21 protein-coding genes are annotated in these 22,915 nt (G+C 61.8%); 16 read left to right on the top strand and 5 right to left on the bottom strand.

Features of this window, described 5'->3' with window-relative positions; translation table 11 throughout:
* Positions 1-70 precede the first annotated feature (70 nt).
* Positions 71-547 (bottom strand): bacterioferritin, encoded by a 477-nt coding sequence (bfr, locus tag AC1RNN_RS06785; protein WP_493087546.1) that lies wholly within the window; start codon positions 545-547, stop codon positions 71-73.
* Between the two features lie 175 nt (positions 548-722).
* On the opposite strand from bfr, the gene AC1RNN_RS06780 reads away from it, so the two are divergent.
* From AC1RNN_RS06780 to AC1RNN_RS06740, 9 genes are all read left to right on the top strand, one after another.
* Positions 723-893, top strand: a complete 171-nt coding sequence (locus AC1RNN_RS06780; protein ID WP_493087547.1) for a hypothetical protein — start codon at positions 723-725, stop codon at positions 891-893.
* A gap of 6 nt (positions 894-899) precedes the next feature.
* Positions 900-1,037 carry a hypothetical protein gene (locus AC1RNN_RS06775; RefSeq protein ID WP_493087548.1) on the top strand — a complete coding sequence of 46 codons (138 nt, stop codon included), beginning with the start codon at positions 900-902 and terminating at the stop codon, positions 1,035-1,037.
* A complete protein-coding gene (locus AC1RNN_RS06770; protein WP_493087550.1) occupies positions 1,034-1,255 on the top strand; it encodes a hypothetical protein in 222 nt (73 codons plus the stop codon). Before AC1RNN_RS06775 ends, AC1RNN_RS06770 begins: the two co-directional genes overlap by 4 nt.
* A 75-nt stretch (positions 1,256-1,330) precedes the next feature.
* Positions 1,331-2,581, top strand: a complete 1,251-nt coding sequence (locus tag AC1RNN_RS06765) for a DUF2325 domain-containing protein (protein WP_493087551.1) — start codon at positions 1,331-1,333, stop codon at positions 2,579-2,581.
* A gap of 170 nt (positions 2,582-2,751) precedes the next feature.
* Entirely contained in the window at positions 2,752-4,989 is a 2,238-nt protein-coding gene (locus AC1RNN_RS06760) for a TonB-dependent hemoglobin/transferrin/lactoferrin family receptor (RefSeq protein ID WP_493087553.1), read from the top strand.
* 67 nt (positions 4,990-5,056) lie between these two features.
* Positions 5,057-9,115 (top strand): cobaltochelatase subunit CobN, encoded by a 4,059-nt coding sequence (gene cobN / locus AC1RNN_RS06755; protein ID WP_493087555.1) that lies wholly within the window; start codon positions 5,057-5,059, stop codon positions 9,113-9,115.
* On the top strand, positions 9,112-10,032 hold the full coding sequence (locus tag AC1RNN_RS06750) for a ChaN family lipoprotein (RefSeq protein WP_493087557.1): 921 nt from the start codon (positions 9,112-9,114) through the stop codon (positions 10,030-10,032). The genes cobN and AC1RNN_RS06750 overlap by 4 nt, the downstream gene beginning before the upstream one ends.
* Positions 10,033-10,041: 9 nt before the next feature.
* The gene (locus AC1RNN_RS06745) at positions 10,042-10,533 is read left to right on the top strand and encodes a MotA/TolQ/ExbB proton channel family protein (RefSeq protein ID WP_493087558.1); all 492 of its coding nucleotides are present in this window, start codon (positions 10,042-10,044) and stop codon (positions 10,531-10,533) included.
* Positions 10,530-10,844, top strand: a complete 315-nt coding sequence (locus AC1RNN_RS06740) for a DUF2149 domain-containing protein (protein WP_493087560.1) — start codon at positions 10,530-10,532, stop codon at positions 10,842-10,844. Before AC1RNN_RS06745 ends, AC1RNN_RS06740 begins: the two co-directional genes overlap by 4 nt.
* A 127-nt stretch (positions 10,845-10,971) precedes the next feature.
* Here the strand turns inward: AC1RNN_RS06740 and ppsR are convergent, their stop codons facing one another.
* Complete coding sequence (gene ppsR, locus AC1RNN_RS06735; RefSeq protein ID WP_493087562.1) at positions 10,972-11,793, bottom strand: posphoenolpyruvate synthetase regulatory kinase/phosphorylase PpsR; 822 nt, start codon at positions 11,791-11,793, stop codon at positions 10,972-10,974.
* A gap of 220 nt (positions 11,794-12,013) precedes the next feature.
* Between ppsR and ppsA the strand changes: the two genes are divergently transcribed.
* From ppsA to dnaB, 7 genes are all read left to right on the top strand, one after another.
* Positions 12,014-14,404, top strand: coding sequence for a phosphoenolpyruvate synthase (ppsA, locus tag AC1RNN_RS06730; RefSeq protein ID WP_493087563.1), 2,391 nt, complete (start codon positions 12,014-12,016; stop codon positions 14,402-14,404).
* 7 nt (positions 14,405-14,411) lie between these two features.
* Positions 14,412-16,718: a VC_2705 family sodium/solute symporter gene (locus AC1RNN_RS06725; RefSeq protein WP_493087564.1), complete on the top strand. Its 2,307-nt coding sequence runs from the start codon at positions 14,412-14,414 to the stop codon at positions 16,716-16,718.
* A gap of 104 nt (positions 16,719-16,822) precedes the next feature.
* Entirely contained in the window at positions 16,823-17,191 is a 369-nt protein-coding gene (rpsF, locus tag AC1RNN_RS06720) for a 30S ribosomal protein S6 (protein ID WP_493087566.1), read from the top strand.
* A 22-nt stretch (positions 17,192-17,213) separates the two neighbouring features.
* The gene (gene priB, locus AC1RNN_RS06715; RefSeq protein WP_493087568.1) at positions 17,214-17,507 is read left to right on the top strand and encodes a primosomal replication protein N; all 294 of its coding nucleotides are present in this window, start codon (positions 17,214-17,216) and stop codon (positions 17,505-17,507) included.
* Between the two features lie 16 nt (positions 17,508-17,523).
* On the top strand, positions 17,524-17,805 hold the full coding sequence (gene rpsR, locus AC1RNN_RS06710; RefSeq protein ID WP_029708819.1) for a 30S ribosomal protein S18: 282 nt from the start codon (positions 17,524-17,526) through the stop codon (positions 17,803-17,805).
* 12 nt (positions 17,806-17,817) lie between these two features.
* Positions 17,818-18,270 carry a 50S ribosomal protein L9 gene (rplI, locus tag AC1RNN_RS06705; protein WP_493087570.1) on the top strand — a complete coding sequence of 151 codons (453 nt, stop codon included), beginning with the start codon at positions 17,818-17,820 and terminating at the stop codon, positions 18,268-18,270.
* 205 nt (positions 18,271-18,475) lie between these two features.
* A complete protein-coding gene (gene dnaB / locus AC1RNN_RS06700) occupies positions 18,476-19,888 on the top strand; it encodes a replicative DNA helicase (RefSeq protein ID WP_493087572.1) in 1,413 nt (470 codons plus the stop codon).
* 93 nt (positions 19,889-19,981) lie between these two features.
* Here dnaB and AC1RNN_RS06695 read toward each other — a convergent pair whose 3' ends face one another.
* The 3 genes from AC1RNN_RS06695 to AC1RNN_RS06685 form a co-directional block, all read right to left on the bottom strand.
* Positions 19,982-21,664, bottom strand: a complete 1,683-nt coding sequence (locus AC1RNN_RS06695; RefSeq protein ID WP_493087574.1) for a PhoH family protein — start codon at positions 21,662-21,664, stop codon at positions 19,982-19,984.
* A 179-nt stretch (positions 21,665-21,843) separates the two neighbouring features.
* A complete protein-coding gene (locus tag AC1RNN_RS06690) occupies positions 21,844-22,320 on the bottom strand; it encodes a peroxiredoxin (protein ID WP_493087575.1) in 477 nt (158 codons plus the stop codon).
* A gap of 145 nt (positions 22,321-22,465) precedes the next feature.
* The gene (locus AC1RNN_RS06685; protein WP_493087576.1) at positions 22,466-22,831 is read right to left on the bottom strand and encodes an Mth938-like domain-containing protein; all 366 of its coding nucleotides are present in this window, start codon (positions 22,829-22,831) and stop codon (positions 22,466-22,468) included.
* Between the last annotated feature and the right edge of the window lie 84 nt (positions 22,832-22,915).

The raw sequence follows: 22,915 nt of genomic DNA, 5'->3' as shown, positions 1-22,915 counted from the left end.
ATCGTTCGCATTTAATGGGCAAAAAAAGCGCCAAGTTGACTTGGCGCAGATATTGGCGCTGCCTGATCGCTCAGGAGATTTCACCCATCTGACTCTGCAGGTAGTTTTGCAGACCTACTTTGTCGATCAGGTCGATCTGGGTCTCCAGGAAGTCAATGTGCTCTTCGGTGTCATCCAGGATTTTTTGCAGCAGGTCGCGCGAGACGTAGTCGCGCACGGACTCGCAGTGGGCGATGCCAGCCTTGATGGTGGCCTGGGCACCCACTTCGGCCTTGAGGTCGCATTCCAGCGCTTCGGGCACGTTTTCACCCACGAGGATCTTGGCCATGTCTTGCAGGTTGGGCAGACCGTCGAGCATGAAGATGCGGTCCATCAGCATGTCAGCGTGCTTCATCTCGCCGATCGACTCGGAGTACTCCTTCTTGGCCAGCTTCTCCAGGCCCCAGTGCTTGTACATGCGGTAGTGCAGAAAGTACTGGTTGATCGCGGTGAGTTCGTTCTTGAGTTGGGCCTGTAGGTGGCCAATGACTTGTGCGTCGCCTTTCATGGGGAACTCCGTGTATTTGTATGAATGAACGGAACGATTATCCCCACGTGCTTCGATTCGAACGAATCAATAACCCCCAAATAGGAACCATAAAAAAATTGCAAATGAGAATGATTCGCATATACTGAAGTCATTCGAAATGAAGTCAGTGCACGGATCAGTCCAAGGAGAGTTCATGCAAAGCAGCCCGCTAGTCCACCCCAACGAGGAGTACACCATGCCTTGTGCTGAGGCCTTGCTGGCCGGCACGATGGCGCTCATGACTGGCCATGTGCAGGCCTGTTGCGGCGCGCATCGCGATGCCATGGCTGGCAAGATCGTTTCCAACCTGACCGCGCTGGCCTAAGACCCCATGCTGTCGCCCGGCTTCAAGAACCTGCTGTGGGCCTTGCGCCAGCGGTGGCAGAACCAGGGGCAGGGCGCTGCGCTTGCGCAACTGCCTTCGACCGAGCGCAGTCTCTGGCATGCCAGCCCTGAGGCGGTGCAATGAGTTCTTCGGTGCAGGCGCTGGTTGATGCCAAGGACGGAAGCCCCCGCCACGCAGGCGGCAGCCGCTATCGCGCCTGGTGCGCGTGTTGCGAACCTGAAGTGACGGCCACCGAGGGCAAGCCGCAACGCCGCAGTCGCGCCAAGCCTGCGTTGGCCTGGCGTACCCGCCTGGAAGCCCAGCAAACCCTGGCCACTGGCCAGGATGACATTTTGGTTTGAGGATAAAAAGTGCCCATAGCCCCTACGGATACTGCGCAAGCAGCTATTGAAAAGATAGCATTTGGAGGCCAGACCATGCCTGGAAATTCACCCGCTCCCGAGATTCAGTGCCATCGTGAACATGCTGTACCTGCCGCCACCGGCTCACGCCGTCGCCGGTTGTGGGACCTAGCGCCGCACTGCCATTGCCCCCTGGTAGGCGTCAGCCTGCCTATCGACACCTTGCGTCGTCTGGTGAATAAGGCGCTGGGCGGCAGCGCCGTAGCCAATGACTACGAAGTGCACGCCGGCGCCGTGTCCGAGGCAGCGCGCCGCTGCAAGCTTTCCGAGCTCATGCAAGCCGAGCTGGACACGCGCTATGTGCGGGAGATCCAGACCTTCCGCGGGGCCAAGAGTGCGTTGGCCGTGGCCGAGTTGTGGATCAAGTACCTCAAAGCAGGCGATGTAGCGGGTGCCTTCTGGGCCGCCCTGTCGCACCCACGTTGCGATGCCCCTTTGCAGGAAGCCATGTGCAAGGACCTGCACATGTTCCAGCACCAGGCTGGCGCCGGCGTGCGGCTGGAGATTGCGCGCTTCAATGCGCTGGCCGAAGAGAACGCGGTACTGGGGCGCGAGTTGGGCAAGGTGCAGGAGCGCATCACGCGTGTGATGGCGCAGAAGACGGCCGACATCGAACGCCTACAGGGCGAGCTGGTGCAAGCGCGCGCGGATGCGATTGCCAAGGACAGCCGTATCGCCTTCATGGCGCAGGACATTGAATCCTTGCAGGCCTCCATTCCGCAGCTGGAAGAACGCCAGCGTCTGCAAAAGCGCGTGGACCAGATGGGCCAGCGCCAGCAGGAACTGGAAGCCCAGAATGCCGATCTGCGTCGCCGCCTGGCCGTTGCCGAACGTGCGGCTGCAGAGCGCGCTGGCACCGAGCGTCCTGTTGTGATGGCGGAGGGCGAGGGCGCGATGGATGTTGCGCCAGTGGTCATGCAACTGCACCAAAAGGTGGTGCTATGCGTGGGTGGACGCAGCGGCAACATTGCCAACTACCGCGATGTGGTGGAGCGGGTTGGTGGCAAGTTCGCACACCACGATGGTGGGGTGGAGGACAACGCCTCGGTGCTGGATGCCAACCTGGCGGCTGCCGACTTGGTGATTTGCCAGACCGGCTGCATCAGCCATAACGCTTATTGGCGCGTAAAAGATTTTTGCAAGCGCACCGGCAAACGCTGCGTATTCGTGGAGAACCCCAGTGCGTCATCCCTGGAGCGCGGGCTGGCGCAGATTGCCTTGCCCAAGCCAACTGTGGAGGCTGGGGCAGCAGAGATGCAGCGTTGATGTGAAAACTCCAAAAAAACTACTGTTACGAACTGTAAATGCGAATAATTCTTATGTAGAATAATTGCTTCGAGTAGCAAGCCAAGCCAACGAGGGGGCGTCCGACTGGACGCCCTTTGCACGTGCCAAGCCAGCCAATGTGAAAACAAATTTTTCTCAAAAGGTTTTGTATGGCGCACGTACCGGCCCATGATCACTTTTCATTAACGCGGCTCTCCTTGTGTCTGGGCTTGGCTTTTGGCAGTGTGGCTGCTGTCGCGCAAACCGCACCTGCAGTGCCCCCGGCAGCCACAATCCCCGTTGCCACGCTCAAGGAAGTGGTTGTCAGCGCCAGCCGCGTGGAGCAGGAACTCGATGATGTTCCTGCAACGATGACCGTGATCAGTGCGGACACCATTGCGCTGGAAAATCCGACCGACCTTGAAGACCTGCTGCGCAGCGAAGTGGGTGTGTCCGTCCGCTCCCAGCCGAATCGGTCATCGGGCGTGTTTTATGCGACCGGTCGCGCTGGCAATGAAGGCGTGAACATCCGCGGCCTTGAAGGAGATCAGGTGCGCTTGCAGGTGGATGGCGTGAGCCTCCCTTCCACCTACGCCAGCGGCCCGTATGCCGCAGGACGAGGCGACACGATTGAACCTGAAGGCTACAAGCGGGTGGAATTGCTGCGCGGAGGCGCCAGCAGCCAGTACGGTTCAGACGGTTTGGCGGGCGCGGTCAGTTTTGTGACCAAGGAACCTGAAGACTTGCTGTCCTTGGGCAAAGCCCAGCAGTTCAACCTCAAGACGGCGTATGCCTCGGTGGACAACTCCTTCCAGTTGTCGCCCAGTTTTGCCTTCAAGGGTGATGGCGTTCAAGGTTTGGTCTTGGCCAGTCTGCGTCGCGGCCATCAGACCAGCAATATGGGCACCAACGACGTGGCCAATCTGAATCGCACAACGCCCAACCCCTCTGACAACCAGGCCGACTACGTCTTGGCCAAGTTGGTGCTGAGCCCCAGTGCAGCGCACCAGATCAAGCTGACTGCCGAATCGCTGCGCCGCAAGAACGATACGGATGTCAAGAGTTTCTTTGGCGACCCTTTTACGGTGGCGACGCTGACCGCTGTCAATGTCAAGGAGAACATCGCCCGTGACATGGCCAAACTGGATTACCGCTATGCCCCGTCAGGGCTGTGGTTTGACCTGTTGAACGTCGGCGTTTATGCCCAGAAATCGCAGAACCAGCAATACGGCTATGAGGCGCGCTCGACAGCCCCGCTGGTGCGCACCCGCGACACCGGCTATGGTGAGAACACATTGGGCGCCAACCTGCAAATGGAAAGCAATCTGGGCAAACGGGTCGCGCACCGTCTTGTGTATGGCCTGGACACGTCGCTGACCGACGTGACCTCGCTGAAAGAGGGCTACAACAGTTCCGGGACTGCTTTTGTACCGAACAAGAGCTTCCCCGACACGGACTACCGTGTGACCGGTGCCTATCTGCAGGATGAAATCACGCTGGGTGCTTTCAGCGTCACCCCGGGCGTCCGTTACGACAGTTTCAAGCTCACGCCCAAGCCTGACGCGCTCTACCGTGTGAACAACACGGCAGTGCCTTCCGAGCTAAGTGACTCTGCTGTGTCCCCCCGTCTGGGCGTGATCTGGAAGCTGGCGCCCATGGCGCAGGTGTTTGCAAACTATGCCCATGGCTTCCGTGCGCCCAAGCCCAGTCAAGTCAATGGTGGCGTGACCAATACGACGGCGGCCGACCCGTACACCTCCATCGGGAACCCCAACCTGAAATCTGAAAGCAGCGACACCATCGAGCTGGGCTTGCGCGGCCGTATCGCCGATACCAGGAACACTTACAGCGTTGCTGTGTTCCAGGGCAACTACAAGGACTTTATTGCAAGCAATGTGAAGGTACAGGACAACCCGGCTCCTACGCTTGACGTGTACCAGTCCATCAATTTGAGCAAGGTCGTGATCAAAGGGTTTGAGGCACGCACCAACTGGGAATTTGCGAAGGGTTGGCAAGTGTCAGCTGCTTATGCCCACGCAGAAGGTGATTCGGAAAGCAGTGGTGTGACCACGCCGCTGGCCACCATTGACCCGGACAAACTCATTCTGGGCATGAGCTACGACCGCGGCGCCCAATGGGGCCTGGCAACGCAGTGGACTTTGGTGGATCGCAAGGACCGCAACCCCGATGCCACCAAGGTGACGCCTGGCGGCTACGGCGTGATGGATGTGTCCGGCTGGTACAGCTTCAGCAAGGCCACCCGCTTGACGGCAGGCCTTTACAACGTGTTTGACAAGAAGTATGTGGAGTGGGCGGATGTGCGTGACCTGGCGGCAACCAGCAACACCGTTGATGCCTACACCCAACCCGGTCGCAACTTCAAGATCAGCGTAACCCACAGCTTTTAACGGTGAGGGCACCGTTTCCCGGGGACGCCTCGCGGTGTTCCCGGTTTTTTATTGAGGTGATGGAATGATGGATGCGACCTATTGGCGGCGCTGGCGCCTGCTGTGTTCTGGTGCGCTGCTGTGCCTAGCGACCCTGCTGCTGCCGTCGACTGCCTTGGCGACTTCGCTCTTGTTTGTCACCGGCAGCCCCATCACGCCAGGTAAGTTCAAGGTGCTCTCCGATGCAGCTGCCCCCTATGGGGTGAAGGTCGAGGCCAAGTTCATCGAGAAGATGGGCGTGGTCGATGCGCGCCTGTGGGCGGGCTATGACATGGTGTTGTTCGACGCGCCGCGTGACCACATCCAAGAGGCTATCGCTGCCAAAGTGAATGACGCGTTGCCCGCGCTGGCGCAAGTCAAGACACCGGTGCTGTGGCTGCATACCAGCAACCCGCGCTGGACGAATCTGGCCGACGATCTGGCCAAGCGCCTGCACGCCTATTACGTGAACGGTGGACGCACCAACAGCGCAGGTTTCTTTGCCACCGTTGCCGCGCACTTTGCCAAGAAGCCCTGGAAAGACATCGCTGCGCCCCAGGTGTTCCCGGCCACCGCCATCTACCACCCCAAGGCCCCTTCACTGGTGTTTGCCGATACGGCGTCCTACCTGCGCTGGAAGGGTGCGCCCAAGGGCAAGCCGGTGATTGCGGTGGCTTTCCATCAGCAGGCGATTGCAGCCGAGCAGACCGGCATGATTGACGACCTCATCACCCGCATTGAGGCGGCCGGTGCGGTGCCGCTGGCGTTCTACAGCCCGGTCATGGACAACAAGGCCAATACCGAGGTGGTGGCGCCTGGCGGCAAGCCCGTGGCCGATGTGCTGATCACCACGCAGATCATGCTCAATCCCGAGGGGCGCCGCACCGAGTTCGAGGCGCTGGGCATTCCGGTCATCCAGGCCATGGCCTACCGCAAGGGCGGGGCTGATGCCTGGTGGAACGACACCGCCGGCATTGCGCTCATGGATGTGCCCTTCTACCTGGCCCAGCCCGAGTATGCGGGTGTGCACGACATCATGGTCATCGCCGCCACCGACAAAAACGACCAGCTGCAGCCCATTCCCGAGCAGGCGGACGCCGTGGTCGGCAAGGCCCTGGCCCTGTCGCGCCTGGCCCATGCGCCCAATGCCGACAAGCGCGTGGCCATCATGTTCTGGAACTACCCGGCGGGCGAGAAGAACCTGGGCGCCTCTTTTATGAACCTGCCCACCAGCCTGCAGAGCACGCTGGAAGCGATGAAGGCCGAGGGCTACCGCACCGAGGTCATGGATGCCGACACGCTGCGCAGCAAGCTGCAGCGTCTGCTCACGCCGTTTTACCGGCCCGGCACGGTGGCCGAGGAAATGGAGGCGCTGGTGCGCGACGGTCTGGCCGAGTTGCTGCCCATGTCGGCCTACCGCAAATGGCTGGACAGCCTGCCCGAGGAGCGGCGCGAGGTCTGGTCTGCGGCTGTGGCGCAGCCCGAGAAATCGGTCTTCCTGGTGCGCCGCAATGGCGAGGCCTTCTTCGCCATCCCGTGCCTCAAGCTGGGCAACGTGGTCATCATGCCGCAGCCCCCGCGCGGCGAGCCCCTGGGCGGTGGCCTCTACGCCAAAAACAAGGACATTTACCACTCCAGCAGTGCCGCACCACCTCATTCCTATATGGCGGGCTATTTGTGGATGCGCAGCCAGTTCAAGGCCGATGCACTGATCCACTTTGGCACCCATGGCACGCAGGAATGGCTGCCCGGCAAGGAGCGTGGCCTCTGGGCCTACGACTACCCGCTGATGGCCGTGGGCAATGTGCCCGTGATCTACCCTTACATAGTCGACAACATTGGCGAGGCCGTGCAGACCAAGCGCCGTGGCCGCGCTGTCAACATCAGCCACCAGACGCCACCCTTTGCCCCCGCCGGCCTGCACGCCGTGCTCACCAAGCTGCATGACGACCTGCACGCCTGGCTGGCCCAGGACCAGGGCGCGGTGAAGGAGCAACTGCGCCTGTCCATCACCGCCCAGGTGCGCAAGGAGCGCATTGACCGCGACATGGGCTGGACACCCGAGCGCATGGAGCGCGAGTTCCCGCTGTTCATCAACACCCTGCACGACCATCTGCACGAGCTTGCGCAATCGGCCCAGCCGCTGGGTCTGCACACCTTCGGCAAGGGCTCGGACGAGCAGGGGCGCCTCTACACGACGCTGATGATGCTGGGTGCCCCGTTCTGGGAAGCCACGGCCACCTTTGTCGACGGCAATGATCTGGAGGCCGACGAAGCCATCATTGCCGACTACCGCAAGATGACGCAGACCGCCCCCTACAAGCTGCTCGTCAAGCATGTGGTGCAGGGGCAGCCCACTGATGGCCTGCCACCCAGGCTCAAGACCATGGTCGAGCAGGCGCGCCGCTACTACGCCGACCTGCAGGCCGAAAACGAAACACGCAGCCTGCTCGCAGCACTCGGCGGGCGCTACATTCCCACTTCTTACGGTGGCGACCCCATCAAGAACCCCGACAGCCTGCCTACGGGTCGCAATATGTACGGCTTTGACCCCTCGCGCATGCCCACCAAGGCCGCCTGGGCAGCCGGCAAAGAGGCGCTGGACAAGCTGGTCGCCGCGCACAAGCAGAAGACGGGTGTGACGCCTTCCAAGTTCACCTTCACGCTGTGGTCGGTGGAAACCATGCGCCACCAGGGCATGCTCGAAGCGCAGGCCCTGTGGGCCATGGGTGTGGAACCCGTGTGGGACGCCGGCGGCCGCGTGACCGATGTGAAGTTGGTGCCGCGGAAGGATCTGGGCCGCTCGCGCATTGACGTGGTGCTGTCCGCCACAGGCCTGTACCGCGACCACTTTCCCAACGTCATGAAGCAGCTAGCCCGCGCGGCCCAGCTTGCCTCGCAAGCCACGGCCGAGGCGGACAACGCCGTGGCCAAGAACGCCAAGGCGATTGCCAGCCAACTCGTGGCCCAGGGCTGGCGTGCTGACGCGGCACAGCGTGCAGGCGAGACGCGCATTTTCTCGGGTGCCTCGGGCAACTACGGCTCGGGCCTGGACGATGCGGCGCTGGCCACCGACACCTGGAAGACCAAGGAGGAGGGCGACCGCAAGATGGCCGAGCTCTACCTGCGCAAGATGCAGTTCGCTTATGGCCCCGTGGAGGCGGACTGGGGCAAGAGCGGCGGTGACCTGGCGCGCGAGGCCGGCGGTAACAGCGGCGGTGCCAGCATGAACCTGTATGCCGCCCACCTCAAGGGCACGCAGGGTGCGGTGCTGGCGCGCAGCTCCAACCTCTACGGCATGCTCACCACCGACGATCCTTTCCAGTACCTGGGTGGCATTGCCACGGCGGTGCGCTACCTGGATGGCAAGGCGCCGGAGCTCTTCATCTCCAACCTGCGCGGTTCGGGCCCGGGTAAGGCCGAAGATGCCGCCAGTTTCCTGGCAAAGGAACTCAACACGCGCAACTTTCACCCCGGCTATATCGAAGGCCTCATGAAAGAGGGCTACGCGGGCACGCTGCAGATGCTGGACGGCCTGAACAACTTCACCGGCTGGACCACGGTGGCGCGCGAGATCGTGCGGGACGACCAGTGGCAGGAGTTTGCCGACGTCTATGTACGCGATAAGCACAACCTGGGTATGCGCCAGTACATGGAAAAGAACAACCCCCACGCCCTGGCCCAGATGATGGAGCGCATGCTGGAAATGGCGCGCCAGGGCTACTGGCAGGCCGACGCCGCCACAGTGGATGAACTCAAGGACCGCTACAAGGATCTGGCCAAGCGCTATGACGTGCGCACCAGCAACACCACCTTTCAAGAGTTTGTCGGTCTCTCCGGCTATGGTTTGGCCCAGCCTGTGGATGGTGCGGTGAGCCCGGCCCCTGCGGCAGCAGCCCGCCCGGCTGCGGCCGCACCGGCCCAGCAACAGGCACCGGCGGAACCCAAGCCCGTGCCCCAGGAAGCGCCCCCGCTGATCGAGGGCATGAAGCTGGAGAAGGTGGCTGAGCCCGTGGTGCAAGCTCTGAGTGCCATGCTGATGTTCGCCGTGGGCTTGTTGTTAGTGATGCCGGCCATCGGGGCCTGGCGCCAATGGAGAAAAGCATGAAGACGAAAACCTTGGGTACGCGCGTGCTGCTGTGCCTGGGGCTGTGCATGGCCACGGCTACCCACGCCCAGACAGCGCACCCCCTGCAAGGCCGTATCTGGGATACGCGGGCGCAGCAGTTCATCACCGAGGAGGCGCTCTACCAGCGCGCCGCGGCCGCACGCTATGTACTGTTGGGAGAAAAGCATGACAGCGAGGCCCACCATGCGCGCCAGCTGGATGTGCTCAAAGGTCTCGCTGCCCTGGGCGCCAAGCCTGCCTTGGCCATGGAACAGTTGGATTCCGAGTTTCAGGCGGCGCTGACCCAGGCGCAACGCGCTGGCCAGACCGATGCTGAAGCCCTGGCCGACGCAGGCCAGCTCAACCGCAAAGGCTGGCGCTGGCCCATGTACAAGGACTTGATCGCCTTCGCTGCCCAGCGCCAATGGCCGCTGCGCGCGGCCAACCTCTCGCGCGCTGAAGCTCGCCCGATTGCATTGGGCGAAGTGGTGCCGGTGTTGCCGCCGGCCACGCCCGCGCAGCAGGCCGCTCTCGAAGACGATGTGGTGCAGGGCCATTGTGGCCATCGCCCTGAGGCCGCGCGCTTGGCCGGCATCGTGGCCGCACAGCGCGCCCGTGACGCCCGCATGGCCCAGACGCTGGATGCCGCCGGCGGCCCCGTGGTGCTGATTGCCGGCGCCGGCCATGTCCGGGCAGACCGCGCCGTGCCGCGTTACCTGGCAGAACCGGCGCGCGCGCTGGCGATTGCCATGGTGGAAACCTCGGCCAACCGCAGCCAGCCCGCCGATTACGACCGTGCCGGCTTTGACCTGCTGTGGTTCACCGCCGCCGGGCCCGAGCAGCCCGACCCGTGCGCCACGCCCTTGCCGGGCCTGGCCGCTCCAGTTCCTTCTCCCAACCCCAATCCCAAGCCCTGAGGAAAGACCATGAGCCAAAGCTCGACCATTGAAATCCTGATGTACCAGATCGGCCAGCTCTTCCTGCTGCCGGTGCTGGCCCTGGTGGCCCTGTTGTTTGTCTACGCGCTCTATGCGCTGGGCGCGTTCACCGTGCAGGCGCTGCAGCGTCGCAAGCCCGATACCTCGGGCGGCTTTCCGCTGATCCGCTATGTGGAGAAGAACCCGGCAGCGACCGAAGACGAACTCGACCTGTTTGCCCACAAGCTGCTGGAACCCGAGCGCCTGGCCAGCCGTATCGCGCCCATGCTGGGCCTGGTGGGCACCATGATCCCCATGGGCCCCGCGCTCAAATCACTCTCCGACGGAAACCTGGCCCAGGTCTCGGGCAGCCTGACCGTGGCGTTCTCTGCCGTGATCCTGGCGCTGATCGCCGCCAGCATCACCTACTGGGTGGCCAATGTGCGCCGCCGCTGGCTGGCCGAAGAGCTGGTAACCCTGCAGAAGAGGAAAGCAGCATGAGCCTCAAGCTATTGCACGAACCCGAGAACGACGACCCCATCCTGTCGGTGGTCAACATCATCGACATCTTCCTCGTCATCATCGCCGCGTTGCTGATCACCGTGGCGCAAAACCCCATGCTCAATGCCTTCAGCAAGCAGGACGTGACGGTGATTACCGACGCCGGCAAGCCCTCAATGGAAATGATGGTGAAGAAGGGCGAGAAGATCGAGCGCTACAAGTCCAGCGGCCAGATCGGGCAGGGCGAGGGCGCCAAGGCCGGCACCGCTTACCGCATGAAGGACGGCGACATCGTCTATGTGCCGGAATAGCGGTTTTTAAAGAAATTGGCCTCTAGACCCCGTGGAATATGCGCAAGAAGCTATGAAATTCATAGCGAATGAATGCCAATCCCTGGGGGCAACCCGCGTAGCGGCGGAGCGTGGGGGCTTTAGTCCATCAGTACACCAGCCGCTCGGGGTGGATTTCCTGCAGGATGGTGGTGGCAATCTCTTCGATGGACTTGGTAGTCGTTGACAGCCAGCGGATGCCGGTGCGTCGCATCATGGCCTCGGCCTCGCTGACTTCCATGCGGCAGTTCTCCAGCGAGGCGTATTTGGAGTTGGGCCGCCGCTCGTTGCGAATCTCGCTCAGGCGTTCGGGCTGGATGGTCAGGCCAAAGATCTTGCCCTTGTGAGGCACCAGCGCCGGGGGCAGTTGGCGGCGCTCAAAGTCTTCGGGGATCAGCGGGTAGTTGGACGCCTTCAGGCCGTACTGCATGGCCAGATACAGCGAGGTGGGCGTCTTGCCGCTACGGCTCACGCCGACCAGGATCACGTCGCTCTGCTCCAGGTCGCGGTTGCTCTGGCCGTCGTCGTGCGCCAGCGAGAAGTTGATCGCCTCGATGCGGTCCTGGTACTCCTTGCTCTTGCTGGCGTCGCTGAAGCGGCCGATGCGGTGGTTGGACTTGATCTGCAGCTCGGTCTCCAGCGGGTGCACAAACATGCCGAACATGTCCAACAGCATGCCCTGGCAGCCCTCCTGGATGACCTTCAGCACCTCCATGTTCACCAGTGTGGTGAACACAATGGGCTTGGCGCCGTCCACCACGCCCGTGTGGTTGATCTGGCGTACCGCCTGGTGGGCCTTGTCGGCCGTGTCCACAAAGGGCAGGCGCACATGACGGGCCTTCATCTCAAACTGGGCCAGGATGGCGTTGCCAAAGGTTTCGGCGGTGATGCCGGTGCCGTCGGAAATGAAGAAAACAGTGCGTTGGGGCATGGTGCGGTGGTCCTGGGTGTCAGTGATCTGCAAGCGCGGGCGGGTTTCCGGTGGTCGGCGGGCTGCGCCTGCCACCTACAATCGGTGCAATTTAGCGCATTTGGTAACCGCTTCGTTATTCCATAACAGCAACAACAGAGAACGAACGGTCGTGCGCTGCGGCAGGCGGGTGACATCTCCCCGCGGGGCCCTGTAAAGGTTTTAACTTCTGGAGCATCCTATGTCTAAACTTTTCAACCCGACTGACCTGGTCGTCCCCTTCGAGCTGCTGCGCGTGGCCGATGTGGAATCCGTGGGGGGCAAGAACGCCTCCCTGGGGGAGATGATTTCCCAGCTGCCGCAGGGTGTGCGCGTGCCCACGGGCTTCGCTACCACCGCCCATGCCTTCCGCCAGTTCCTGGCGCACGCCGGCCTGGCCGACAAAATCAGCGCCAAGCTCAAGAATCTGGACACCGAAGACGTGCGGGCCCTGGCCCAGGTTGGGGCTGAAATTCGTGCCATGGTGGAGGCCCAGCCTTTCCCTGCCGATCTGGAAAAAGCCATTCGTGAGGCCTTTGCCACACTGTCCGCAGGTAACGTCCAGGCCAGTTTTGCGGTGCGTTCTTCGGCCACGGCAGAGGATTTGCCTGACGCCTCGTTTGCCGGTCAGCAGGAGACCTTCCTCAACGTGGTCGGCATCGAAGACGTGCTGCACAAGATGAAGGAGGTGTTCGCCTCCCTCTACAACGACCGCGCCATCAGCTACCGCGTGCACAAGGGCTTTGCCCACGACGTGGTGGCCCTGTCGGCTGGCGTGCAGCGCATGGTGCGCTCGGACCTCGGGGCGGCCGGCGTGATGTTCACCATCGACACCGAATCCGGCTTTGACCAAGTGGTGTTCATCACCAGTAGCTATGGCCTGGGCGAAACCGTGGTGCAGGGTGCTGTGAACCCTGACGAGTTCTATGTGCACAAGCCCATGCTCAAGGCGGGCAAGCGTGCGCTGATCCGCCGCAACCTGGGCTCCAAGTTGCTGCAAATGGTGTTTGCCACCCCCGAGGAAAAGGCCGCTGGCGGCAAGCTGGTCAAGACCATTGATGTGCCCACCGAGCTGCGCAACCGCTATTCGCTGACCGATGCCGACGTCGAACAGTTGGCCAAGTACGCGCTGGTGATCGAAGAGCACTACGGTCGCCCCATGGACATTGAGTGGGGCAAGGACGGCGTGGACGGGCAGCTCTATATCCTGCAGGCCCGCCCCGAGACTGTGAAGAGCCAGGCCGGCACCCAGGCCGAGTACCGCTACAAGCTCAAGGGCAAAGGCAATGTGCTGGTAGAAGGTCGCGCGATTGGCCAGAAGATTGGCACCGGCCCCGTACGCATCGTGCACAACATCAGCGAGATGGACACCGTGCAGGCCGGCGATATCCTGGTCACTGACATGACCGACCCGAACTGGGAACCGGTCATGAAGCGCGCCAGCGCTATCGTCACCAACCGCGGCGGCCGTACCTGCCACGCGGCCATCATTGCGCGTGAGCTGGGCATTCCGGCCGTGGTTGGTTGTGGCAACGCGACTGACCTGCTCAAGGACGGTATGTTGGTTACCGTGAGCTGCGCCGAGGGTGATACCGGTTTCATCTATGACGGCCTGCTGGAAACCGAGGTGTCGGAAGTGCAGCGCGGCGCCATGCCCGAGATCCCCGTCAAGATCATGATGAACGTGGGCAACCCCCAGCTCGCCTTCGACTTTGCCCAGCTGCCCAACGAGGGCGTGGGCTTGGCGCGCCTGGAGTTCATCATCAACAACAACATTGGCGTGCACCCCAAGGCCATCCTGGACTACCCCAATGTGGACGCCGACCTGAAAAAGGCCGTGGAATCCGTGGCCCGCGGCCACGCCTCGCCCCGCGCCTTTTATGTGGACCGCGTGGCCGAAGGCGTAGCCACCATCGCCGCCGCCTTCTGGCCCAAGCCCGTCATCGTGCGCCTGTCGGACTTCAAGAGCAACGAGTACCGCAAGCTCATCGGCGGCAGCCGCTACGAGCCCGAGGAAGAAAACCCCATGCTGGGCTTTCGCGGTGCAGCGCGTTACATCAGCGCCGAGTTCGGCGAGGCCTTTGCGATGGAATGCGAGGCACTCAAGCGCGTGCGCAACGAGATGGGCCTGAGCAACGTGCAGGTGATGGTGCCCTTTGTACGCACCCTGGGCCAGGCCCAGCGCGTGACCGAGCTGCTGGGTCGCCACGGTCTCAAGCGCGGCGTGGACGGGCTCAAGCTCATCATGATGTGCGAGATCCCCAGCAACGCCATCCTGGCCGAGCAGTTCCTGGAGCACTTTGACGGCTTCTCCATCGGCTCCAACGATCTGACCCAGCTGAGCCTGGGCCTGGACCGCGATTCCGGCCTGGAGTTGCTGGCCGCCGACTTTGACGAGCGTGATCCTGCGGTGAAGGCGCTGATCAGCCTGGCCATCGCGGCCTGCAAGAAGCAGGGCAAGTATGTGGGCATCTGCGGCCAAGGCCCCAGCGACCACCCCGACTTCGCGCAGTGGCTGGAGCAGCAGGGCATTTCGTCCATTTCGCTGAACCCGGACTCCGTCGTCGCGACCTGGCAGCAGCTCGCGGGTTGATGGCCTGATGGCCGGCACGCAAGCCACACGCCGCTGGCAGCTCCATGGAGGGCTGCTGGCGCTGTGGTTTGCAGTGTCTTTTGGCGTGGTCTTCTTTGCCCACGACCTGCAGCAGGAAGTTCTTTCCTGGCCGATCGGCTACTGGTTCGCGGCGCAGGGCGCTGTGCTGGCCTTCATCGCTATCGTTGTGGTATTCGCCTGGCGGGCCAACCGCCGCCATGTCGAATCCATGGTTTTTGATCCGGCTGACTACAGCCAGTACGAGCGGCGGATTCACCGCCGTTTTGCGTGGTACGTGCTGGCCGTGGTGCTGCTGATTGTGGCGCTGGCAGTGGGTGAGTCATTGGGGCTGTCCAAAGCCTGGGTGGCCGGCATTTTTCTGTCCATCACACTGGTGCTCTACGCTGTGATTGGTGTGGTGGGTCGCACCGCGGATGCCAACGAATATTACGTTGCAGGGCGTCGCATTCCGGGCTTCTACAACGGTATGGCCACAGCGGCAGACTGGATGAGCGCGGCCTCCTTCATCAGCATGGCTGGCGGTTTGTACCTCCAAGGATTTTCGGGAGCAGGGGCCCTGCCAGGCGGCCTGGCCTACGTGCTGGGATGGACGGGCGGTTTTTGCCTGGTGGCGCTGCTGGTCGCTCCCTATCTGCGGCGCATGAATCTCTACACGGTGCCTGATTACTTTGCTGTGCGCTACGGGGGGCGCTGGCCGCGGATGCTGGCTGCGCTGGCGGCCGTGTTGTGCTCCTTCACCTACGTGGTGGCGCAGATTTATGGTGTGGGCCTCATCACTTCACGCCTGACTGGCGTGCATTTCGAGATTGGCATCCTGCTCGGGCTGGGTGGGGTGTTGGTTTGCTCCTTCCTGGGCGGCATGCGTGCAGTCACCTGGACCCAGGTTACCCAGTACCTGATCATCATTCTGGCCTTTCTGATCCCGGTGTCCTGGCTTTCCTACAAGCAGACCGGCAACCCGCTGGCGCCGCTGGCCTATGGGCAGCAACTCAACAAGATCAGCGAACTGGAACGCCAGTTCAAGGCCTCGCCGCAGGAGCAGGAGGTGATTGCCATTTACGCCCAGCGGGCGCGCGAGCTGGAAGGCAAGTTGCAGAACGTGGAGGCGGCGCTCCGAGAGGAGCGTCAGGAATTGCGCCGTCAGTTGCGCGCGCTGGGAGACCAGAAAGCCGATGGTGCACAGGCCCAGCATCTGCGACGCGAGCTGGCAGCCTTGCCTCGCGACGCCAATGCGGCGCGCGAACGCTGGAGTCGCGCCCTGGCCGACAACCTGGAACGCGCCCAGCCTCTGGGTGGCATGCCCGAGCACATTCGCCCCTATGCCGGCAATCCGGATGGCACGGTCCAGGAGCAGAAGGACTTCAACACCTCCCGCGCGAATTTCCTGGCCCTGATGTTCTGCCTCATGGTGGGCACAGCGGGGCTGCCCCATCTGCTGACGCGCTACTACACCACGCCTTCGGTGGCTGAGGCGCGGCGCTCGGTGGCCTGGTCCCTGGTGTTTATCGCCATGCTCTACCTCTCGGCACCGGCGCTGGCCGTGCTGGTGAAGTACGAAGTCATGGCGCATTTGGTGGGCCAGCCCATGGATGCCTTGCCGCACTGGATCTCCCAGTGGTCCCGTGACCCGGCTTTGCTGAGCGTGAGTGACGTGAACGGGGATGGGATTCTGCAGTTTGCCGAACTGAAAATCGGTCCCGATCTGGTGATGCTGGCGACACCGGAGATCGGTGGCTTGCCCTATGTGGTTTCGGTGTTGGTGGCGGCTGGCGGCTTGGCCGCGGCCCTGTCGACTGCCGATGGCCTGTTGCTCACCATCGGCAACGCCTTGGCCCATGACGTGTATTTCGAAGGCAATAGCAGCAAGGCCCAGGCCATGCGGCGTGTCATGTGGTCCAAGTTCGCATTGCTGGTGGTGGCGCTGGTGGCCGCTTATGCGGCAGCGCAGCGCCCGGCCGGCATCCTCTATTTGGTCTCGGCGTCCTTCTCGCTGGCCGGGGCGGCCTTTGTGCCAGCCATGGTGCTGGGCATCTTCTGGCCGCGCATGACGCGCACCGGTGCGGTGGGGGCCATGCTGACAGGCTTGGGCGTCACGGTCTATTACATGACCATCAACCTGCCGGTCGTGCGCCAAGCGTTGGGTTTGCAGGGGGATGGGCTGTGGTGGGGCATACAGCCCATCTCTGCCGGTGTTTTTGGCGTGCCGGCAGGTTTTGTGGCTGGTTTGCTGTGCAGCGTATTGGGGCGCCCGCAGGCCACACCAGACGAGGATTTGGCACCACACTTGGGCTGAGCTATAATCTTTGGCTTCGCCTTGCTGCACCCCGTTTTAGACGCCGGGGGCAGCTTTCACTTTTGACTGGCACGTGAGTGTCGGGAAATCCTCAAGGAGTATCAATGCGTCATTACGAAATCATCCTCATGATCCACCCGGATCAGAGCGAACAAGTTCCCGCAATGCTGGAACGTTACAAGGGCATGATCACCGCTGGCGGTGGCAAGGTGCACCGTGTTGAAGACTGGGGCCGTCGTCAGATGGTCTACATGATCAACAAGCTGGCCAAGGCCCACTATCTGTGCGTCAACATCGAAGCCGACCAGGCTGTGATGTCCGAACTGGAACACGCGTTCAAGTTCAACGACGCCGTGCTGCGCCACCTGACCGTGCTGAAGAAGAAAGCCGAAACTGGTCCTTCTTCCATGATGAAGACCGTGGAACGCGAAGACGCACGCAAGGCCCAACAGGCCGAGTACCAACAGGCGTAATTCGCCTACCTTGCCCCAAGGAGTGCAATCCAACGCACTGGTGCTTGGTGCCTGTATCGCAGAGGTGGAAGCCATGCGTTACACACCAGCCGGCTTGCCCGCCCTGAACCTGCGGCTCGAACATGAGTCCCAGGTGTCTGAAGCAGGAGGCCAGCGCACCGTGAAAGTGGCAATGAAAGCAGTGGCTTTCGGCACATTGGCAGAGCGGCTTGCAAAGCAGGCCATCGGCAGTGTCTGGAAGTTCAACGGTTTTCTTGCCAATGCACGCCAAGGCAAAGCGGTCGTATTCCACATTCAAGATTTTTTGCAAGACTAATTTTTAGGAGTCCATCATGCCCGGACCAAAACGTTTCAACAAAGACAAGCGCCCCAAGCGCAACACCCAATCGCTGCTGTTCAAGCGCAAGCGTTTCTGCCGCTTCACCGTGACCGGTGTGGAAGAAATCGACTACAAGGACATCGACACCTTGCGCGATTTCATTGCTGAAAACGGCAAGATCATCCCCGCACGCCTGACCGGCACCCGCGCGATTTTCCAGCGCCAACTGAACACCGCTATCAAGCGCGCTCGCTTCCTGGCGATGCTGCCTTACAGCGACCAGCACAAGATCTAAGGAGCTCCGACCATGCAAATCATTCTGCTCGACAAGGTCGTGAACCTCGGCAACCTGGGCGAAATCGTCAAGGTGAAAGACGGTTATGCCCGTAACTTCCTGATCCCCTCCGGCCGTGCACGCCGTGCGACCGAAGCCGCCAAGGCTGAGTTCGAAGCCAAGCGCGCCGAACTGGAAAAGGCTGCTGCCGCCAAGCTGGCCGAAAGCCAGGCCCTGGGCGAAAAGCTGGCTGGTACCACCATCAAGCTGACCCAAAAGGCTGGCGTGGATGGCCGTCTGTTCGGTTCCGTGACCAACTACGACATCGCTGAAGAACTGGTCAAGGCCGGTTACAAGGTTGTCAAGTCCCAGATCCGCATGCCCAACGGTCCTATCAAGGTCGTGAGCGACAGCACCGTGAGCGTGGCTCTGCACACTGACGTGGTGGTTGACATCACCGTGTCCGTGTACGGCGAAACCGCTTAATGGCACTTTGAGGGTGTGCATCCGCAAGGATGTGCATCCGACGCAAAAAGCCGCAGGGGCTGGTCCCCGGCGGCTTTTTGCTTTTGGAGCGAGCTGTGCACCGGTTGTCCCGGGTTGTACACATTTCCCCACAAGATTTCCCCAGCCTTTTCCCGTGCTGCGCGCGCGTCGCGACGTAAGATGAAAGGCTTGAAAGAACACCTCCATGTCCGCCGTACTGTCTGCCAGCGAGAGCTTTGATTCCGACCGCCAGGTCGCCCAATTGCGGGTACCACCCAACTCCATCGAGGGGGAGTCCAGCGTGCTGGGTGGCCTCTTGCTGGACAACGAGGCCTGGGACCGCGTGGGTGATGTGTTGGTGGATGACGACTTCTACCGTTACGAGCACCGCCTGATTTACGCCACCATCGGTGCCCTGATCAACGGCAACAAGCCGGCCGACGTGATCACGGTGTTCGAGCAGTTGCAAAGCCAAGGCAAGGCCGAAGAGATTGGTGGTCTGGCCTACCTGAATTCGCTAGCCCAGTATGTGCCCAGCGCCAGCAATATCCGGCGCTACGCCGAGATCGTGCGTGACCGCTCCATCCTGCGCAAGCTGGTCAGCGCCAGCGACGAAATCGCCACCAATGCCTTCAACCCCAAGGGGCGGTTGGTGTCGGAGATCGTGGATGAGTCCGAACAGAAGATCTTCAACATCGGTGAAGCCGGCAAGCGCAACAAGCAGGGCTTCCAGGCCATGGATACGCTGGTGGTCAATCTGCTCGACCGCGTGCAGGAGATGGCTGACAACCCCAACGACGTGACCGGGGTGCCCACGGGTTTCTACGATTTCGACCGCATGACAGCCGGCCTGCAGCCCGGTGACCTGATCGTGCTGGCAGCGCGTCCCTCCATGGGCAAGACCGCACTGGCCATCAATATCGCCGAGCACGTGGCTCTCAATGAAGGCCTGCCGGTCGCCATCTTCTCCATGGAAATGGGCGCCGCCCAGTTGGCCGTGCGTATCGTGGGTTCTATCGGTCGCATCGACCAGGGCCATCTGCGCACCGGCAAGCTCACCGACGACGAGTGGCCGCGTCTGTCCGAGGCGATCGAGAAGCTCCGCACCATTTCCTTGCACATTGACGAAAGCGCGGGCCTGAACTCCAGCGAGGTGCGCGCCAATGCACGCCGCCTGGCGCGGCAGTGCGGCCAGCTAGGCCTTATCGTGGTCGACTACCTGCAGCTGATGAGCGGTAGCAGCGGGGATGGTGAGAACCGCGCGACCGAACTGGGCGAAATCTCGCGGGGCCTGAAGATGCTGGCGCGTGAACTCAAGTGCCCGGTGATTGCGCTCTCGCAGCTCAACCGCTCGGTGGAGCAACGCCCTGACAAGCGCCCCATGATGAGTGACTTGCGCGAATCCGGCGCTATCGAGCAGGATGCGGACATCATCATGTTCATTTACCGCGACGAGTACTACACCAAGGACCAGTGCAAGGAACCCGGTGTGGCCGAGGTCATCATTGCCAAGCAGCGTAACGGCCCGACGGGTACGGTGAAGCTGGCTTTCATGAACCGCTTCACCAAGTTCGAGAACCTCGCCCATGGTGGCATGGGTGGTGGCGACGACTACTGACGCCGGTTGTGATCCAAAAAACAAGGGCTGGATGCCATACTGGCATCCAGCCCTTGTCGTTTGTGCGCGAGCAGCTATTAAATCAATAGCAAATCAGAGCACCTCGCTGGCGAAGTCGGCCAGGCGAGAGCGTTCACCGCGTGCCAGCGTGATATGCCCACCGTGCGGCCAGCCCTTGAACTTGTCCACCGCAAATGTCAGGCCCGAGGACCCTTCGGTGAGGTAGGGCGTGTCGATCTGCGCAAGGTTGCCCATGCAGATGATCTTGGTGCCAGGGCCGGCGCGCGTGATCAGCGTCTTCATCTGCTTGGGCGTCAGGTTCTGCGCCTCATCGATGATGACGTACTTGTTCAGGAAGGTACGTCCGCGCATGAAGTTCATGCTCTTGATCTTCACGCGGCTGCGGATCAGCTCGTTGGTGGCAGCGCGCCCCCATTCACCGGCGTTGGTGTCGGTCTTGCCCAGCACTTCCAGGTTGTCGTCGAGTGCGCCCATCCAGGGGCCCATCTTCTCTTCTTCCGTGCCGGGCAGGAAACCAATGTCCTCGCCCACGCTGACAGTGGCGCGCGTCACGATGATTTCGGTGTAGCGGCGGTCGTCCAGTACCTGGGTCAGGCCGGCTGCAAGTGCCATCAGCGTCTTGCCGGTGCCGGCGGTGCCGGTCAGGGTGACGAAATCGACTTCCGGGTCGGTCAGCAGGTTCATCGCGAAGTTCTGCTCGCGGTTGCGCGTGGTCACGCCCCAGACGGCGTTCTTGAGATGGTTGAAGTCCTTCAGTGTCTTGAGCACGGCAGTGGTACCGCGAATCTCTGTAACGCGGGCATAGAGGCTGGGCTCTCCAGGCGACTCGAAGTAGACGAACTGGTTGATCATCATGCTGGGCACCACAGGGCCATCCACCTTGTAGAAGGTGTGCTGACCTTGTTGCCAGCTCTCCACGCCCTGGCCATGCGTGGCCCAGAAGTCGGAGGGCAGGGCGAGCGAGCCGGAGTAGAGCAGGTCGCCGTCTTCCAGTGTCTTGTCGTTCTGGTAGTCGTCCGTGGCCAGGCCCAGGGCGCGTGCCTTGACGCGCATGTTGATGTCCTTGGACACCAGCACCACTTCGCGCGGCGCGTAATGCTGGCGCAGGGCCTCCACGACCCCCAGGATCTGGTTGTCGGCCTTGCCCTGGGGCAGGCTGGTGGGCAGGGTGTAGTTCAGGGGCTGGGTCTGGAACAGCAGCTTGCCACGTGCATCCTTGTGGCCGGTGCTGTCGAGCTGGAAGCCGGCGGCAATGTCAGCCCCCGGTGCGCCAGCCAGCGTGTCCAGCGTGCGGCTGGTCTGGCGGGCATTGCGGGCCACTTCGGTCATGCCCTTTTTGTGACCGTCGAGCTCTTCCAGCACGATCATGGGCAGGTAGATGTCGTGTTCCTCGAAGCGGAACAGGCACATCGGGTCGTGCAGCAGCACATTGGTATCCAGCACGAACAGCTTGCTTGGGCCGGTACTGGTTTTCTTGGCGCGGCGTACCGGGGTGGCGGGTGCCACAGCCTTGGCCGCGCTGGCTGCCTTGACGGGCAAGGGGATGCTCACCGGCGGGGTGTGCGTCAGTGCCGCAGTCTGGGCTTTCCTGGCCACGGGTTTGTCGCGGGTCACGCCGTTGCTGGTGACGATGGGGGCAGGCTCTGAGGCTGCCTGCGCTTTGCGCTGGGGTCGTGGGGTCGCTCGTGCAGGCGCGTCAAAGTCTTTGGCGGTCAGGCGATCGGCGCGCTTGGACGGGGCTGGAGGCAATGGCATGGAGTGGGCTCGCAGAGGAAGGAAAGAGAAAAACCGTAGCCGGAAAAACGAAAAAGCCGCCTTGAGCCAAGGCGGCTTTTTGTGAGAGCGCGGTTGCGACGTTCAACGGCATGAAACCATTATGCATGAGCCAAATGGCGCTGTTGTTCTGCTTGTGCAGCAAAACAACAGACGGTAAATCAGGCTGCTTTCTTGAGCGCCTTGACTGCCTTGAGCACGTCGTCCACATGGCCGGGGACCTTCAGGCCGCGCCATTCTTCTTTCAGAACACCATCGGCGCCCACCAGGAAAGTGCTGCGCTCGATGCCCTTGACCTTCTTGCCGTACATGATCTTGTTCTTGACCACGCCAAACATATGGCACATTTTTTCTTCCGTGTCGGCGATCAGTTCGAAGGGTAGTTCCAGCTTGGCCTTGAACTCATCGTGGGACTTCATGTTGTCGCGGGAGACACCGAAAACTTCGGCGCCAGCCTTGACGAAATCCTTGTATTTGTCGCGGAATTGCATGGCTTCCGTGGTGCAGCCGGGGGTGTTGTCCTTGGGGTAAAAGTACAAAACCATGGTTTTCCCGACGTGGCTGGTGTTGGTCACCTTGATGCCACCGGTGGCGTTGGCTTCAAATTCGGGGAGGGGTTTGTTGACAACGATCGCCATAGGGTATTTCAGTCTCGCGTGCTTGATGTGTCAGTCATGGTGTGCGGGGCGTCAAACGTGACAGCAATTTTTCGCCCCAGACCGCAACCCGCAATTTTACTCTGAAATAGGAACCGTTCCTGCAGCGGCTCCTTTGGTGGATTCCCTAAACCAGCAGGGCGGCCAGAACCCGGCGGCCTTCGCCCGCCAGAAAGTTGTAAGTACGGCACGCAGCCTGGGTGTCCATGGTTTCCACGCCGATGCGCTTGGCATACAAAGCGGTGAGCCATTGCGGCGGGGGAAACTGGATGCGCGTGCCACTGCCAAACAGCACCAGTTCCGGGGCCAGCTCGGCCAACTCGTCGAAATGGCTTGCCTGCAGGTCGGCAAATGTGGCGCCGCCCCAGGGGCGGCATACACCTTGGCTGCTGACCAGCACGCTGGTGCGGTGTTGCTCACCGTTAACACCTATCCAGCCCGGCCCATAGCCGGTGATGGACAGGCCTTGTGCGGCATCGGGGATGAATTTCATGGTGGCTTGGAGCGTATGGCGTATGCAGCGCCTGAAAGGGCAGTGGTCGTGCGGGCAGTTGCCCGGCGTTCTGTGGTCAAATTA

The organism is Rhodoferax sp. GW822-FHT02D07 (assembly GCF_058802405.1).
This window is presented reverse-complemented; position numbering and strand designations above follow the sequence as displayed.